General features: G+C 66.9%; 14 protein-coding genes. 11 read left to right on the top strand and 3 right to left on the bottom strand.

Annotated features, from left to right (window positions below):
* Positions 1 to 337: 337 nt before the first annotated feature.
* Together iolC and K32_RS15610 are read right to left on the bottom strand one after the other, a co-directional pair.
* Positions 338 to 2275: a 5-dehydro-2-deoxygluconokinase gene (gene iolC, locus K32_RS15615; RefSeq protein WP_201400405.1), complete on the bottom strand. Its 1938-nt coding sequence runs from the start codon at positions 2273 to 2275 to the stop codon at positions 338 to 340.
* A 116-nt stretch (positions 2276 to 2391) separates the two neighbouring features.
* Positions 2392 to 3234, bottom strand: a complete 843-nt coding sequence (locus tag K32_RS15610) for a MurR/RpiR family transcriptional regulator (RefSeq protein ID WP_201400404.1) — start codon at positions 3232 to 3234, stop codon at positions 2392 to 2394.
* A gap of 204 nt (positions 3235 to 3438) precedes the next feature.
* Here K32_RS15610 and K32_RS15605 point away from each other — a divergent pair, with 204 nt between their 5' ends.
* From K32_RS15605 to K32_RS15555, 11 genes are all read left to right on the top strand, one after another.
* Entirely contained in the window at positions 3439 to 4362 is a 924-nt protein-coding gene (locus tag K32_RS15605; protein ID WP_201400403.1) for a sugar ABC transporter substrate-binding protein, read from the top strand.
* Positions 4363 to 4510: 148 nt separating this feature from the next.
* Positions 4511 to 5638, top strand: coding sequence for an ABC transporter permease (locus tag K32_RS15600; protein WP_201400402.1), 1128 nt, complete (start codon positions 4511 to 4513; stop codon positions 5636 to 5638).
* A complete protein-coding gene (locus K32_RS15595; protein ID WP_201400401.1) occupies positions 5638 to 6417 on the top strand; it encodes an ATP-binding cassette domain-containing protein in 780 nt (259 codons plus the stop codon). The genes K32_RS15600 and K32_RS15595 overlap by 1 nt, the downstream gene beginning before the upstream one ends.
* A gap of 27 nt (positions 6418 to 6444) precedes the next feature.
* Positions 6445 to 7563, top strand: coding sequence for a Gfo/Idh/MocA family protein (locus K32_RS15590; RefSeq protein WP_201400400.1), 1119 nt, complete (start codon positions 6445 to 6447; stop codon positions 7561 to 7563).
* 48 nt (positions 7564 to 7611) lie between these two features.
* Positions 7612 to 8607 carry an inositol 2-dehydrogenase gene (iolG, locus tag K32_RS15585; protein WP_201400399.1) on the top strand — a complete coding sequence of 332 codons (996 nt, stop codon included), beginning with the start codon at positions 7612 to 7614 and terminating at the stop codon, positions 8605 to 8607.
* A 230-nt stretch (positions 8608 to 8837) separates the two neighbouring features.
* Positions 8838 to 9758 (top strand): iron exporter MbfA, encoded by a 921-nt coding sequence (gene mbfA, locus K32_RS15580; protein ID WP_201404519.1) that lies wholly within the window; start codon positions 8838 to 8840, stop codon positions 9756 to 9758.
* 77 nt (positions 9759 to 9835) lie between these two features.
* Positions 9836 to 10894 carry a dTDP-glucose 4,6-dehydratase gene (gene rfbB / locus K32_RS15575; RefSeq protein ID WP_201400398.1) on the top strand — a complete coding sequence of 353 codons (1059 nt, stop codon included), beginning with the start codon at positions 9836 to 9838 and terminating at the stop codon, positions 10892 to 10894.
* The gene (rfbD, locus tag K32_RS15570; protein WP_201400397.1) at positions 10894 to 11775 is read left to right on the top strand and encodes a dTDP-4-dehydrorhamnose reductase; all 882 of its coding nucleotides are present in this window, start codon (positions 10894 to 10896) and stop codon (positions 11773 to 11775) included. The genes rfbB and rfbD overlap by 1 nt, the downstream gene beginning before the upstream one ends.
* On the top strand, positions 11772 to 12644 hold the full coding sequence (gene rfbA / locus K32_RS15565; protein ID WP_201400396.1) for a glucose-1-phosphate thymidylyltransferase RfbA: 873 nt from the start codon (positions 11772 to 11774) through the stop codon (positions 12642 to 12644). The genes rfbD and rfbA overlap by 4 nt, the downstream gene beginning before the upstream one ends.
* Positions 12645 to 12963: 319 nt before the next feature.
* Positions 12964 to 13533: a TetR/AcrR family transcriptional regulator gene (locus K32_RS15560; protein ID WP_201400395.1), complete on the top strand. Its 570-nt coding sequence runs from the start codon at positions 12964 to 12966 to the stop codon at positions 13531 to 13533.
* Between the two features lie 66 nt (positions 13534 to 13599).
* Positions 13600 to 14463: an oxidoreductase gene (locus K32_RS15555; protein WP_201400394.1), complete on the top strand. Its 864-nt coding sequence runs from the start codon at positions 13600 to 13602 to the stop codon at positions 14461 to 14463.
* Positions 14464 to 14568: 105 nt separating this feature from the next.
* On the opposite strand, the gene rfbC is transcribed toward K32_RS15555, so the two are convergent.
* Positions 14569 to 15120, bottom strand: coding sequence for a dTDP-4-dehydrorhamnose 3,5-epimerase (gene rfbC, locus K32_RS15550; protein WP_201400393.1), 552 nt, complete (start codon positions 15118 to 15120; stop codon positions 14569 to 14571).
* Positions 15121 to 15261: the final 141 nt, after the last annotated feature.

Genomic DNA, 15261 nt, shown 5'->3' with positions numbered 1-15261 from the left:
GCCTCACCGGATAGTCTCCAACCCCTCACCCGGAGCTTCGCTCCGACCTCTCCCCATGGGAGAGGTGAGGTGCCTTGCCGTTCGCCCCTTTCGCAGCCGTCGCCGGCCTCACCGGTTTCCTCCGCCGTCCCCACCCGCTCGCCGTCATCCCGGGCAAGCGCAGCGCGACCCGGGATCCATTCAGCCGCAGGCGGCAGGCGGTTGGATGGATCCCGGCTTTCGCCGGGATGACGGCGGAGGGTGTGGCTCCGTCGTCATTCACATTTGCATCCGCCACTGCCGGCGAACCCGGCTGGATGGATCCCCGCCTTCGCGGGGATGACGGCGGAGGGTGTTTCTACGCCGCCTCCGTCTGCCGCGCCGCCTCCCAGGCGGCGACGAGCTTGGCGAAACGGGTCGACATGTCGGCGATCGCCGCCTCGTCGTCGATCCGGCCGGAGAGCCACTGTTCCGCGGCCTCGGCGAAGATCGTGCGGCCGACCGCGAAACCCTTGACCAGCGGGATGGCGGCGGCGGTGCGGAAGGCGGCGACCAACTCGGCCTCCGGCGCCTCCAGCCCGAGCAGGACGATGCCCCGGCAGAGCGGGTCGTTCGCCGTGATCACCGCCTCGATGGCGCGCCAGGCGGCCGGACTCGTCTGCGGCTCCAGCTTCCACCAGTCCGGCTTGATGCCGAGCTCGTAGAGGCGGGCGAGGATCGACGAGACAGTGGTGTCGGTGAGCGGCCCGTTCTTGCCGGCGATGATCTCGACCAGCAGTTCGCGACCGACGGTGCGCGCTGCGTCGGCGACGCGCAGCAATTCACGCTCCTGCCGTGCCTTCAGCTCGTCGCTGTCGTCGGGATGGTAGAAGCAGAGGCACTTGATCGTGTGGCCGATCGGCCATTCGGCGAGATGGCTGCCGAGATCGGGCAGCTGGTCGAAATCGAGTGGGCGCGAGCCCGGTTTCTCGACCGGACGGCCGATCCAGAAGCCCTGTTCGGCGGCGCGCGGAAACGCCTTTTGGCCATAGGTCGTGTCGAGCAGCATGCCGAAGCCCGGCCGTCCCTTGGCGACGCGGGCGGCGGCGTCGACGGCGAGCGCCTTCAGGCCGGCGATTTTTTCGCGCGGCACCTGGAGCTTGTCGGCGACCGCCTCGAGCTGGGCGCGATGGTCGATCGCCAGCGCCATCAGGCCGTCCGGCTGGGCGCGCCGCGTCGTCGCCCAGTGCAGATGGTTGATGTCAGCATCCTGGCGCAGCGCCCGGTGGCGGCTGCCGTGCTCGAGGAAATAGGAAAGCTCCGTCCAGCTCGGATATTCGGGCGAGCAGAGCAGCCGCGACACGGCGAAGGCGCCGCAGGCATTGGCCCATGTGGCGCAGGTCGCGAGCGGCTCGTCGCGGAGCCAGCCGCGCAGGAAGCCCGACATGAAGGCGTCGCCGGCGCCGAGCACGTTGTAGATCTCGATCGGGAAACCCTCGCCGACGATGCCCTGCTCGATGTCGTCGGGAATCGCACCGTCATAGACGATGCAGCCCATGGCACCGCGCTTCAGCACGATGGTGGCGGCGGAGAGCAGGCGGATCGCCCGGAGCGCGCCGAGCACGTCGTCGGCGCCGGAGGCGATGCGGATCTCCTCCTCGGTGCCGACGATCAGGTCGCAATCCGGCAGGATCGATTTCAGCTGCTCCGACACGCGGTCGGACTTCACGTAGCGGGCGAAGCCCTCGCCATGGCCGGCGAGGCCCCAGAGATTGGGCCGGTAGTCGATGTCGAACACGACCTTGCCGCCATTCGCCCGGGCGATGCGGATCGCCTTGCGCTGCGCCGCGTCGCTGTTCTCACGCGAGAAATGCGTGCCGGTGACGACGATCGCCGAGGCGGAGGCGATGAAATCTTCGTCGATGTCGCCCTCCGACAGCGCCATGTCGGCGCAGTCGGTGCGGTAGAAGATCATCGGCGAGACGCCCTCGTCCTCAACGGCGAGCAGCACCAGCGCCGTCAGCCGCTCGGGGTCGGTGGCGATGCCGCGCGTGTCGACGCCCTCGCGCTGCATCTGCTCGCGGATGAAGCGGCCCATCTGCTCGTCGCCGACGCGGGTGATGACGGCCGACTTCAGGCCGAGCCGGGCGGTGCCGATGGCGATGTTGGACGGGCAGCCGCCGACCGACTTGGCGAAGGAGGTGATGTCTTCGAGGCGGGAGAAGATCTGCTGGCCGTAGAGGTCGACGGACGACCGCCCGATGGTGATCACGTCGAGCGGCCGGGCCGCCGAGGCGGCGCGCGGGACCTCGGTCATCGCATGCTCCGTTTCAGGTTAACGAAGGGGTGACGCGCCGCTAACGCTCGCGGCCGCTGTCTTCGTCAGTTAGTGAAACAAAAATTCTGCGATTTCGTCAATATGGAATGTTCGGATCATCCCCCGCGACGCGCTTCGGCGACGGCGACGGTCAGCGTCATGGCGAGCGCCATCGAGGCGGACAGCGAGCGGAAGCCCTCATAGTCGGCCTCGACCACCTCGAACCAGACGCCGAGCTTGGGGATCAGCGGGCTGAACGGGCTGTCGGTGATGACGACGAGCGGCGTGCCGCCCTCGTTGATCTGGCGGGCATAATTGAGGGTCGCCGAAGCGTAGGGCGTGAAGGAGATGGCGATGGCCGCGTCGCGCGGCGTGGCGAAGGAAAGGGTCTCCGGGTCGTTGCCCTGGGCCGAGCCGACCAGGATCGACTTCACGCCGAGCTTGCCGAAGGCGTAGCTCATATAGGAGGTGACCGGGAAGGAGCGGCGCTGGCCGATCAGGTAGATGGTCTCGGCGCGGGCGAGCAGGGCGGCGGCTTCATCGATCTGCGATACCTGCACGCGCTCGCGCAGCGAGCCGACGGAACGTTCCGCCGCCTTGCAGAAGCCGGAGAACAGCGTGGCCGATTTGCTGTCGCCAGCGACATGCGACCGGAGCGACGAGAGGCGCTCCGAATAGTTCGAGGTGCGATCGCGGAGCCGGTCCTGGAACACCGCCTGCAGGTCGGAAAAACCTTGGTAGCCAAAGGCTTGCGCGAAGCGGACGAGGGTCGAGGGCTGCACTTCCGCCTTCTCGGCGATGCTGGCCGCCGTGCCGAAGGCGACGTCGTCCGGGTTGGCGACGGCGTAGATCGCCACCTGCGCCAGCCGCTTCGGCAGCGTGTCCTTGCGGCTCACCATCCGGTTGCGCAGGCTCCAGAAGTCCCGGGGCGGCAAGGCGTCGTTGTCGTCACTCGTCATCTCGCGGGCCTTTCCCTGCGCATTTCGCGCAGCTTTCCCCGACTTCGCGCAGAAAATCAACACTTGACGAGGGTCGATCTCGATGGAATGAATATTCCGGCATCGATTTCAGGATGCGTTTTATTCCGAATATCTCGATGCAGCGGGAACCTAGAGCAGAAAAATCGCCGGATTCTCGCCTTTTTCATTCTCGGGAGGAATGTCATGAAGCTGAAATTCAAGGCGATGCTTGCCGCCACGGCACTGGCCGTGTCCGCCGTCGCTGCCCATGCCGACATCATCGTCGTCACCCACGGCCAGGCTTCCGATCCGTTCTGGTCGGTGGTCAAGAACGGCGTCGCCGAGGCCGGCAAGGACATGGGCGCCAAGGTCGATTACCGCGCGCCGGAAACCTTCGACATGGTGGCGATGTCCCAGCTGATCGACGCCGCCGTCAACCAGAAGCCCGAGGGGCTGGTGGTCTCGATTCCCGACGCCGACGCGCTCGGTCCGTCGATCCAGAAGGCCGTCGCCGCCGGCATTCCCGTCATCTCGATCAATTCGGGATCGGACGTCTCGAAGAAGCTCGGCGCACTGCTGCATGTCGGCCAGAGCGAGTATGACGCCGGCAAGGCGGCGGGCGAGAAGCTCAAGGCGATGGGCGGCAAGAAGGGCCTCTGCGTCAACCAGGAAGTCGGCAACGTCGCGCTCGACCAGCGCTGCAAGGGCGTTACGGACGGCTTCGGCGCCGTGACGGTCCTGCCGACCTCGGCCGACCCGGCCGACGTCAAGGCCAAGGTGAAGGCGGCGCTCGCCTCCGACCCGACCATTGACTCGATCATCACGTTGAATGCCTCGCTCGCCGGCGAGCCGGCCGTCGCCGCCGTCGGCGAATCCGGCATGGACGGCAAGGTGCATGTCGCGACCTTCGACCTTTCGGCCGGCTTCCTGAAGGAAGTCGCCGACGGCAAGGCCGCCTTCGCCATCGACCAGCAGCAGTTCCTGCAGGGCTACCTGCCGGTGGTGTTCCTGGCGCTGCACAGCAAATACGGCCTGATGCCGGGCGGCAACGTCCCCTCGGGCCCCAATCTGGTGACCAAGGATACGGCCGCCCAGGTCGTCGACCTGTCGGCCAAGGGCATCCGCTGAGCCGCCGGCGTTAGCCTTCGCGCGTGGACCGCAAGGCCCGCGCGCATCGCTTGTCCGGGCGCGGGAAGCGCCGCCGGAAGCCGCTGGAGCGGCCCGGCGGCGATCTCCAGCGACCGGCGAAACGCAGCCTGCGCGGGCGGGGAAGAGAATGACCGACAAAAACGGCCTGATCGAAGCCGCGGCGGACGAGCGGCTGAAACACGCCTCGCCGCTGACGCGGATCCTTCGGCGTCCGGAGCTCGGGGCCGTGCTCGGCCTCATCATCGTCACGACATTTTTCATCGCGATCGCCAATCCGGTGATGTTCGAGCTTGCCGGCATCATGAACTTCATGGCGCCGGCGGCGCAGCTCGGCATCCTGGCGATCGGCGCCTCGCTGCTGATGGTCGGCGGCGAGTTCGATCTGTCCGTCGGATCGATGGTCGCCTTTGCCGGCCTGATCTTCGCGGCCAGCGTCGTCACCTTCGGCCTGCCGCTGCCGGCAGCGATCGCCGTGACGTTCGCGTGCGCCGCGGCAATCGGCTTCTTCAACGGCCAGCTCGTCATCCGCACCGGCCTGCCGAGCTTCATCGTCACGCTCGCCTTCCTGTTCGTCTTGCGCGGGCTTTCGCTGGTCGGGCTCAAATGGGCGACGGGCGGTGCGACGCAGCTGCGCGGCGTGCGCGAGGCGGCGACGAGCACCCCCCTCGACGCCTTCATCTACCGGCTCTTCGCCGGCGATGCCTTCGAGGGCCTGTTCGCCTGGCTCGCGGCGCGTGACTGGATCGCCAAGTTTCCGAACGGCCAGCCCAAGGTGACCGGCGTGCCGGTCGAGATCCTCTGGTTCATCGGGCTGGCCGCGCTCGCCGCCGTCGTGCTGTCGCGCACGCGCTACGGCAACTGGATCTTCGCGTCTGGCGGCGATCCGAACGCGGCGCGAAATTCCGGCGTGCCGACGCGGCGCGTGAAGACCTCGCTGTTCGTGGTGACGGCCTGCTGCGCGGCGCTCGTCGCCATCCTGACGGTGCTTGACGCCGGGTCGACGGATGCCCGTCGCGGCTTCCAGAAGGAGTTCGAGGCGATCATCGCCGCGGTGATCGGCGGCTGCCTGCTGACCGGCGGCTATGGCTCGGTTGTCGGCGCGGCGGTCGGCGCCGTCATCTTCGGCATGGTGCTGATCGGGCTCACCTACACCAATATCGACCAGGACTGGTATCTCGTCTTCCTCGGCGGAATGCTGCTGATGGCGGTGTTCTTCAACAACATCATCCGCAAGCGCGTGACGGGAGAGCGGTGATGGCAACGCCGATCCTGGAAATGCGCGACATCGAGAAGCACTTTGGCTCGGTCGTCGCGCTGGCCGGTGTCTCGATCTCGATCGAGGCCGGCGAGGTTCACTGCCTGCTCGGCGACAACGGCGCCGGCAAGTCGACTTTCATCAAGACGATGGCGGGCGTGCATAGGCTGACCCGCGGCGAGATGTTCCTGAACGGCGAGCCGGTGCATTTCACCAGCCCGCGCCAGGCGCTCGATGCCGGCATAGCGACGGTCTACCAGGACCTCGCCATGATCCCGCTGATGTCGGTGACGCGGAATTTCTTCATGGGGCGCGAGCCGGTGAGGGGCATCTGGCCGTTCCGCGTCATGGACATGGGCTTCTGCGACCGCGTCACCCGCGAGGAGATGAAGCGGATCGGCATCGACGTGCGCGATCCCGGCCAGGCCGTCGGCACGCTCTCCGGCGGCGAGCGCCAGTGCGTGGCGATCTCGCGCGCGGTCTATTTCGGCGCCAAGGTGCTGATCCTCGACGAGCCGACCTCGGCGCTCGGCGTCCGGCAGACCTCCATGGTGCTGAAATATATCGACATGGTGCGCAAGCGCGGTCTCGGCGTCGTGTTCATCACCCACAATGTCCGCCACGCCATGGCCGTCGGCGACCGCTTCACCGTGCTCAATCGCGGTCGCACGCTGGGCACGGCGGCGCGGGGCGAGATCACGGCCGATGAATTGCAGAACCTGATGGCCGGCGGCAGGGAACTCGCCGACCTCTCCGCCGAACTCGGCGGCACGGTCTGAGGGCGGGAAGATCGGGAACGTCAGAGCATGAAATCTTTCGGCATCGGGCTGATCGGCACCGGCTACATGGGCAAGTGCCATGCGCTCGCCTGGAACGCGGTCGCGCCGACCTTCGGCGATGTGGCGCGGCCAAGGCTGGTGCATCTCGGCGAAGTCAACGAGACCGTCGCTATTCGGAAGGCGGCCGAGCTCGGCTTCGCCCGCGCCTCGGGCGACTGGCGGGCCGTCGTCGCGGATCCCGAGGTCGATGTCGTCTCGATCACGACGCCGAACGAATTTCATGCCGAGATGGCGATCGCGGCGCTCGACGCGGGCAAGCATGTCTGGTGCGAGAAGCCGATGGCGACGTCCGAGGCGGATGCCCGCGCCATGCTGGAGGCGGCACGACGGTCCGGCAAGGTCGCGGCGCTCGGCTACAACTACATCCAGAACCCGGCCATCCGCCATCTGAAGGCGCTGCTCGACGAGGGCGCCATCGGGGCCGTCAGCCATGTGCGGCTGGAAATGGACGAGGATTTCATGGCCGATGGCGGCGCGCCGTTCGGCTGGAAGAGCGATCGTCGTTCCGGCTATGGCGCGCTCGACGATTTCGCCGTGCATCCGCTGTCGCTCCTGACGACGTTGCTCGGGCCGGTGGCGCGCGTCGTCAGTGACATGGCGAAGCCCTTTGCCGAGCGTCCGCTTACCGATGGCGGCAGCCGCGCGGTCGAGACGCACGATATCGCCAATGTGCTGTTCCGGCTGGCGAGCGGCGTCTCGGGCAGCCTGCTGGTCAATCGCTCGGCCTGGGGACGCAAGGGCCGGATCGCGTTGCAGATCTTCGGCTCCGAGGGCTCGATCCTCTATGACCAGGAGCGGATGAACGAGCTGCAGCTCTATCGGGTCGAGGGGCCGATGGCGGGGCAGGGCTTCCGCACCATCCTGACCGGCACCGCGCATCCGCCCTATGAGCGCTTCGTCCCGGCGCCCGGCCATGGGCTCGGCTTCAACGATCTGAAGGTGATCGAGGCGCGCGAGCTGATCCGGCGAATCGAGGACGGCAAGGCGCATCTGGTGGAATTCGAGGCGGGCTTCGGCATAGAGAAAACCGTTCATGCCATGGCGCGCTCGTTCGAGACGGGCGGTTGGGTGGATATCGAGCCTTGAGCGACGCGCGGCAGAGCCGGGCGTGGTGACTTTTCCTGAGGACAGACAATGACCGTGAGACTGGGACTTCTGGGCGCCGGCCGCATCGGCAAGGTGCATGCCGGGGCGATCGCCGCCAACAAGGGCGCGCGGCTCGTCGCCGTCGCCGACGCCTTCCCGGACGCCGCGAAGGCGCTGGCCGCGTCGACCGGCGCCGAGGTGCGCGAGGCAGATGCGATCCTGAACGCTGGGGATATCGACGCCGTGCTGATCACGACGCCGACCGATCTGCACGCAACAATGATCGAGCAGGCGGCGCGGGCCGGCAAGGCGATCTTCTGCGAGAAGCCGATCGATCTCGACGTCGCCCGCGTCAAGGCATGCCTCGCCGTCGTGGCCGAGACGAAGGCGCTGTTGATGGTCGGCTTCAACCGCCGATTCGACCCCAATTTCATGGAGGTCCGGCGCCAGATCGATGCCGGCACGATCGGCAAGGTCGAGATGGTATCGATCACCTCGCGCGATCCGGGCCCGCCGCCGGCCGACTATATCCTCCGCTCCGGCGGGCTGTTCCGCGACATGACGATCCACGATTTCGACATGGCGCGCTTCCTGCTCGGCGAGGAGCCGGTCAGCGTCTTCGCTTCGGCCTCCGTGCTGGTCGATCCGGAGATTGGCAAGCTCGGCGATTTCGACAGCGCCTCCGTCGTGTTGACGACGAAATCCGGCCGCATCGCGCAGATCTCGAACTCGCGCCGCGCCAGCTATGGCTATGACCAGCGTATCGAAGTGCATGGCTCGAAGGGACTGGTCAGCGCCGAAAACCTCCGCGCCACCAATGTTGAGATCGCCAATGGCGACGGCTATCGCCGCGAGCCGCTGCTGAACTTCTTCATGACCCGCTACACCGAAGCCTATCGCAACGAGATCGCCGCCTTCATCGCCGCGCTCGAAGGCGGCACGCAGGTCACGCCCTCGGGCGAGGATGGCTGGAAGGCGCTGGTCCTCGCCGACGCGGCGCTGCAATCGGTCAAGGAGAAGCGGGCGATCGCGGTCTCGATCTGAGGCATATACCGCCTCCCACGATAGGATGAGCCAATGGCCGGGACAGCAGTTCCGGCCATTGGCTTTTTTGCGCGCGGCTGACTGGTGCCCCTAGGGCGATGCCGGCGGAGGCGCGCTTGTGAAGAACGGGCGCGCCTGCTACCTGATTAGAAGAATTCTAATCTGTAGGGGTGAGGCCCGTGTTTTCATTCGGCAAGCGCTCGTTCTCCGAGCTTTCGGTGCGCGAAGTCATGGCCCTGGCGATCGGCGCCGAGGAGGAGGATGCGCGGCGCTATCGCGACATGGCCGAGCGGCTCGCGCCGGATTTCCCCGGCTCCGCACGGGTTTTCGACGCGATGGCGATCGAGGAGGACCGGCACCGCCGTCTACTGATCGACCTCTTCAAGGAGAAGTTCGGCGATCACATTCCGCTCGTCCGGCGCGACGACGTGCGCGGCTTCGTCCGTCATGCCCCGGTCTGGTCGATGCGGAACATCTCCGTCGATGGCTTCCGGCTCGATGCCGCGACGATGGAGCTCGAGGCGCAGCGCCTGTATCTGAAGGCGGCGGAGCGGGCGACGGATCCGGATGTCCGCAAGCTGCTCGGCGACCTCGCCGCCATGGAGGCGCAGCACGAGCGCAGGGTCGAGGAACTCGAGGCCGAGCATCTGCGCGAGAGCGTCCGCACCGAGGAGGACGCGACCCGGCGGCGGATGTTCGTCATGCAGGTCGTGCAGCCGGGCCTCGCCGGCCTGATCGACGGCTCGGTCTCGACGCTAGCGCCGATCTTCGCCGCCGCCTTCGCCACGCAGAATTCCTTCAGCGCCTTCCTTGTCGGCCTGGCCGCTTCGATCGGCGCCGGCATTTCCATGGGGCTGACGGAAGCGCTCTCCGACGACGGCGTGATCACCGGGCGCGGCCATCCCTGGCTGCGCGGCGTCGTCTGCGGCGTGATGACGGCGGTGGGCGGCCTCGGCCACACGCTGCCCTTCCTCATTCCGCATTTCTGGACGGCGACGGTGGTGGCGGGAATCGTCGTGCTCGCCGAACTGGTCGCCATCGCCTGGATTCGCTGGCGCTACATGGACACGAAGTTCCATTCCGCCATCGGACAGGTCGTTCTGGGCGGTCTTCTCGTGCTCGCGGCGGGTATCTTCATCGGAAGCGCGTGAAACCCATTGCCGGCAAGCTGCCTTTGCGATGACATATCCAGGCGCTAGGCTGACGGGGTCAAACGGTGGGCACTACCATGCGCATTCTCGTTACCGGCGGCGCCGGCTTCATCGGGTCGGCTCTTTGCCGGCATCTCGTTGCCGATCTCGGCGTCGGCGTCGTCAATGTCGACAAGCTGACCTACGCGGCGAACCTCGCTTCGCTGGCGCCGATCGCCGACGATCCGCTCTATCACTTCGTCGAGGCGGACATCTGCGACGCGCGGGCGATGGCCGACGTGTTCCGTCGCCATGAGCCGGACGGGATCATCCATCTCGCCGCCGAGAGCCACGTCGATCGCTCGATCGGCAGCCCCGGCGAGTTCCTGCAGACCAACATCTTCGGCACGGCGACGCTGCTGGAGGCGACGCGCGCCTATCTCGATCGCGCGCCGGCGGCGACGCGGGACACGTTTCGCTTCCTGCATGTCTCGACCGACGAGGTCTATGGCTCGCTCGGCGAAGACGGCCTTTTTCACGAGGAGACGGCCTATGACCCGTCCTCGCCCTATTCGGCCAGCAAGGCGGCGTCCGACCATCTGGTCCGCGCCTGGCATCGCACCTATGGCGTGCCGGCGCTGATCTCCAACTGCTCGAACAATTACGGGCCGTATCATTTCCCGGAAAAGCTGATCCCGCTCGTCATCCTGAACGCGCTCGAGGGCAAGCCGATCGACGTCTATGGCGACGGCCTCAATGTGCGCGACTGGCTGCATGTCGAGGATCATGCCCGGGCGCTGTTCCTGGCGCTGACGCGCGGCCGGCCGGGCGAGAAGTACAATATCGGCGGCCGCAACGAGCGCACCAATCTCGCCGTGGTCCAGCGGATCTGCGCCCTCCTGGACGAACAACGCGGTGGCAGCGCGCCGCACGAGCGGCTGATCCGCTTCGTTACCGACCGCCCGGGGCACGACCAGCGCTACGCGATCGACCCGACCAAGACGGAGCGGGACCTCGGCTGGCGGGCGCTGGAGAGTTTCGAGACCGGCATCGAGAAGACGGTGCGCTGGTATCTCGATCGGCGCGACTGGTGGGAACCAATCCGCAACGGCGTCTATCGCGGCCAGCGGCTCGGCCTGCTCGAGGGCGCCGACTGATGCGGATCTTCGTTGCCGGATCGAGCGGCCAGCTGGCGCGGGCGCTGAAGGCGCGCGCCGCGCAGCACGGCCATGTCGTCGAGACCTTCGGCAGGCCGGCGCTCGATCTCGCCGTTCCCGGCGATTTCGAGGGGCTGATCGCGGCGCAGGCGCCTGACGTCGTCATCAACGCCGCCGCCTATACCGCGGTCGACCGGGCCGAGAGCGAAGCGGGGCTCGCCATGGCCGTGAACCGCGGCGGCGCCGGGCATCTCGCCGCCGCCGCCCGCCGGCTGGGCCTGCCGTTCCTGCATGTCTCGACCGACTATGTCTTCGACGGCGAGAAGGGCGCGCCCTATGTCGAGGGCGACGCGACCGCGCCGCTCGGCGTCTATGGCACTTCGAAGTTCGAGGGCGAGGCGGCTGTGCTGGACGCGCATCCGGAAGCCCTGATCTTCCGCACCGGCTGGGTCTATGGCGCCGATGGCGGCAATTTCGTCCGCACCATGGTGCGCCTCGCCGGCGAGAGGGAGCACCTCGACATCGTCGCCGACCGCTTCGGCAACCCGACCCACGCCGCCGATCTCGCCGACGCTCTGCTCGCCATCGCGCCGCAGGCGCGGTCGGGCGCGGGCATCTTCCATCTGGCCGGCAGCGTCGAGGCGAGCTGGTTCGATCTTGCCGAGGGCGTCATGGCGCAGCTCGAGGCGGCGGGACGCACGGTGCCGGCGCTCGGCCGGATCTCCGGCGACGCCTATGTCGCGCCGGCCCCGCGGCCGCGCGATTCCAGGCTCGATTGCTCGCTCGCGGAGCGGACTTTTGGTGTGCGGCTGCCCGGCTGGCCCGACAGCCTCGGCGCGGCCGTAGCCGCCATTCTCATTGGGGAGCGGAAGGCACGATGAAGGGGATCGTTCTTGCCGGCGGCGCAGGCACGCGGCTGCATCCGATGACGCTGGTCACCAGCAAGCAGCTGCTGCCGATCTACGACAAGCCGATGATCTACTATCCGCTGTCGACGCTGATGCTGGCCGGCATCCGGGAGATCCTGCTGATCTCGACGCCGCAGGACCTGCCGAAGTTCCAGGCGCTGCTCGGCGACGGCTCGCAATGGGGCATCGCGCTTTCCTATGCCGAGCAGCCGAAGCCGGAGGGGCTGGCGCAGGCCTATAGGATCGGCGCCGATTTCGTCGCCGGCCAGCGCTCGGCGCTGATCCTCGGCGACAACATCTTCTTCGGCCATGGCCTGACGGCGCTGCTCGCGGAGGCGCGGGCGCGCAGCGCCGGCGCCACCGTCTTCGCCTACCATGTGCAGGATCCCGAGCGGTACGGCGTCGTTACCTTCGACGCCACCCAGAAGGCCGTCTCGGTCGAGGAAAAGCCGAAATCGCCGCGCTCCAACTGGGCCGTGACCGGGCTCTATTTCTACGACGAGGCGGTGGTCGACATCGCCGCCGACCTGAGGCCGTCGCCGCGCGGCGAGCTGGAGATCACCGACGTCAACAGCGCCTATCTCGATCGCGGTGCGCTGCATGTCCAGAAGATGGGGCGCGGCTATGCCTGGCTCGACACCGGCACGCCCGACAGCCTGATCGAGGCGTCCGAGTTCGTCCGCACCTTCGAGAAGCGGCAGGGCCTGAAGATCTGCTGTCCGGAGGAGATCGCCTATCTGATGGGCTTCATCGACGCGAACCAGCTGGAACGCCTCGGCCTCGCCCTCGGCAAGAGCGGCTATGGCCGCTATCTCATCGACATGGTGCTGGCCGACCGCTGAGCCAGCCGGCGGCTTCAGGTCGCTTCGGAACGAGGGCTTCCCATTGGCAGGGCCCTTTTCCCTCCAAAACGGCCTCTCATCGCCTCTATCGCGGAGCAGGCGAGGGGCGGTCCGTTCGGCGCCTCGCGCTTTCGCCGGGGCTCGGCTGGACCTTCAAGCAGAAAACGCATCTAGCCTAACCTTCTGATCTCATGAAGAAATCGGTTTGACCGTTTGCCCGTCCGAGCTCAGTCTTCGTTTTTTCTGCGCCGCCGTCCTTGAAACGCCGCCGACCCCGTTCCAATTAATGAGCATGCACTCGCTCATTAGGTTCTCGTGAATGGCCCGTCCCCTCAGTGAAGAAAAGCGCGAAGCGATCCTCGCCGCCGCTGTCGAGCTGGTGGCGACGCAGGGAACCGGCGCGCCGACGGCGAAGATCGCCCGGGAGGCCGGCGTCGCCGAGGGCACGCTGTTCACCTATTTCGCCACCAAGGACGAGCTGCTCAACCAGCTCTTTCTCGAAATCGAGGCCGAGCTGGCAGCGGCGCTGCTGGACGGCTATCCGGTCGACGGCACGCCTCGTGAGCGCACCCGGCATCTCTGGGATCGGCTGATCGACTGGGGCGCCGCCAATCCGGCCAAGCGCAAGGTCCTGCGGCAGCTCAAGGTTTCGGACCGTATCACCGAGGGCAGCCGCTGCAGCGCCGGCGAGCTGTTCCAGGAGATCTCCGCCATGTTGGAGCAGAACCTCGCCGATCATGCCTCGGCCGGCCAGACCGTAACCTATGTCGGCGCCATCCTGGATAGCCTCGCCGAGACGACGCTGGAGTTCATCCTGAACGATCCGGAACAGCGCGAGCCCTACAAGAAGTCCGGCTTCGAGATCTTCTGGAAGGGGATCGCCCGATGATCGATTTTTGTCCCTTTAATGAGCATGTGCTCGCTCATTAAATATCCCAACGAAAGGAATAGTCCCATGTCCAAGATCTGGTTGATCACAGGCAGCGCCCACGGCCTCGGCCGCACCATCGCGGAAGCAGCCCTTGCGGCCGGCGACCGCGTCGTCGCCACGGCGCGGAGCCCGGAACGGCTCCGCGATCTCGAGGAAAAGCACGGCGGCAATCTCCGCAGCTTTCCGCTCGACGTGACCGACGAAGCCGCGGCGCAGGCCGCCGTCGACTTCGCGATCGAGACGTTCGGCCGCCTCGACGTGCTCGTCAACAATGCCGGCTATGGCCACGTCATTCCGTTCGAGCAGACGAGCGCTGCGGATTTCCGCGCCCAGATCGACACCAACTTCTATGGCGTCGTCAATCTGACCCGCGCGGCTCTGCCCGCGATGCGCCGGCAGCGCTCGGGCCACATCATCAACATCTCGTCCGTCGGCGGGCGCATCACCACGCCGGGCCTGGCGGCCTATCAGGCGGCGAAATGGGCCGTCGGCGGCTTTACCGAGGTGCTGGCGAAGGAAGCAGCGCCCTTCGGCGTCAAGCTGATCGCCCTCGAACCGGGCGGCATGCGGACCGAGTGGGCCCAGATCGCCGGAGGGAAGGCGCCCGAACTGCTGCCGGACTATGAGCCGAGCGTCGGCGCCATGCTTGGCCTCGTCAAGACCTATGCCGGCAAGGAAGTCGGCGATCCCGTCCGCATCGCCAAGGTCATCGTCGATCTCGCCGCCAGCGACAAGGTTCCCTCGCACCTGCTGATCGGCAGCGACGCCCTGCACATGTACGCGCAGGCCGAGGCGGCGCGGCAGGCCGAAGCGAAGGAATGGGCCGAGGTCAGCGCCTCGACCGATTTCGACGGCTCCGACCTGTCGCTGCTGGCGGGCCTGAAATAAGCGTAAGGGCTCGTCATCGTTTCATGGAAACGATGACGAGCCCTAACTCGTTGTTCGGTCGCGTTTTCTTCACGCGAACCGGCATCCACTTCGCTCGAAAACGCTCTAGCCGATCGCAAGATCGGCCAGCGCCGGATGACGGCGGTCGCGGTCCGAAAGGGTCGCGTCCGCCTCGCTGACCGGCCAGGCGATGCCGAGGGCGGGATCGTTCCAGGCAAGGCCGCGATCGTGGTCCGGGCTATAGAAATCCGAGGTCTTGTAGAACACCTCGGTGTCCGCCTCGAGCGTGCAGAACCCATGCGCGAAGCCGGCCGGCACGTAGAGCTGCGCCTGGTTGTCGGCGGAGAGCGTTGCCGCCACATGCTGGCCGAAGGTGGGGGAGGCCGGGCGGATATCGACTGCGACGTCGAGGATGGCGCCGCGCAGGACGCGCACCAGCTTTGCCTGCGCCCTCGGTTCCAGCTGGAAATGCAGGCCGCGCACCGTTCCGACCTGTCGCGACAGCGACTGGTTGTCCTGCACGAAGGCAACGCCCGGATCGACTTCCCGCTCGAAAAGATCCGCTCGGAACGCCTCGAAGAAATAGCCGCGGTCGTCGCCATGGACCTTCGGCTGGATCAGGACGGGGCCTTCGATGGCGAAACGCTGGATTTGCATGTCGGGAGGATCCGGTTGAGCTTTCGGCCGCAGCTTCGCCCGGATCCCGCCCATGAGGCAACTGCTGTCGCATCGCCGCATGGACAGGCGGTTTGCCGGCCTTCATGCTGATGCGATGCGCGTCGCGACTGGCGAATCGGC

The sequence above is a fragment of the Kaistia sp. 32K genome (genome assembly GCF_016629525.1).
Classification (GTDB): Bacteria; Pseudomonadota; Alphaproteobacteria; order Rhizobiales; family Kaistiaceae; genus Kaistia.
This window is presented reverse-complemented; position numbering and strand designations above follow the sequence as displayed.

Excerpts from the sequence above, each read along its gene's own strand:
- K32_RS15605 (WP_201400403.1), top strand. The coding sequence starts at position 3,439 with ATGAAGCTGAAATTCAAGGCGATGCTTGCCGCCACGGCACTGGCCGTG.
- rfbC (WP_201400393.1), bottom strand. The coding sequence starts at position 15,120 with ATGCAAATCCAGCGTTTCGCCATCGAAGGCCCCGTCCTGATCCAGCCG.
- rfbD (WP_201400397.1), top strand. The coding sequence starts at position 10,894 with ATGCGGATCTTCGTTGCCGGATCGAGCGGCCAGCTGGCGCGGGCGCTG.
- rfbA (WP_201400396.1), top strand. The coding sequence starts at position 11,772 with ATGAAGGGGATCGTTCTTGCCGGCGGCGCAGGCACGCGGCTGCATCCG.
- K32_RS15600 (WP_201400402.1), top strand. The coding sequence starts at position 4,511 with ATGACCGACAAAAACGGCCTGATCGAAGCCGCGGCGGACGAGCGGCTG.
- mbfA (WP_201404519.1), top strand. The coding sequence starts at position 8,838 with ATGGCCCTGGCGATCGGCGCCGAGGAGGAGGATGCGCGGCGCTATCGC.
- K32_RS15560 (WP_201400395.1), top strand. The coding sequence starts at position 12,964 with ATGGCCCGTCCCCTCAGTGAAGAAAAGCGCGAAGCGATCCTCGCCGCC.
- K32_RS15595 (WP_201400401.1), top strand. The coding sequence starts at position 5,638 with ATGGCAACGCCGATCCTGGAAATGCGCGACATCGAGAAGCACTTTGGC.
- iolG (WP_201400399.1), top strand. The coding sequence starts at position 7,612 with ATGACCGTGAGACTGGGACTTCTGGGCGCCGGCCGCATCGGCAAGGTG.
- K32_RS15555 (WP_201400394.1), top strand. The coding sequence starts at position 13,600 with ATGTCCAAGATCTGGTTGATCACAGGCAGCGCCCACGGCCTCGGCCGC.
- K32_RS15590 (WP_201400400.1), top strand. The coding sequence starts at position 6,445 with ATGAAATCTTTCGGCATCGGGCTGATCGGCACCGGCTACATGGGCAAG.
- iolC (WP_201400405.1), bottom strand. The coding sequence starts at position 2,275 with ATGACCGAGGTCCCGCGCGCCGCCTCGGCGGCCCGGCCGCTCGACGTG.
- K32_RS15610 (WP_201400404.1), bottom strand. The coding sequence starts at position 3,234 with ATGACGAGTGACGACAACGACGCCTTGCCGCCCCGGGACTTCTGGAGC.
- rfbB (WP_201400398.1), top strand. The coding sequence starts at position 9,836 with ATGCGCATTCTCGTTACCGGCGGCGCCGGCTTCATCGGGTCGGCTCTT.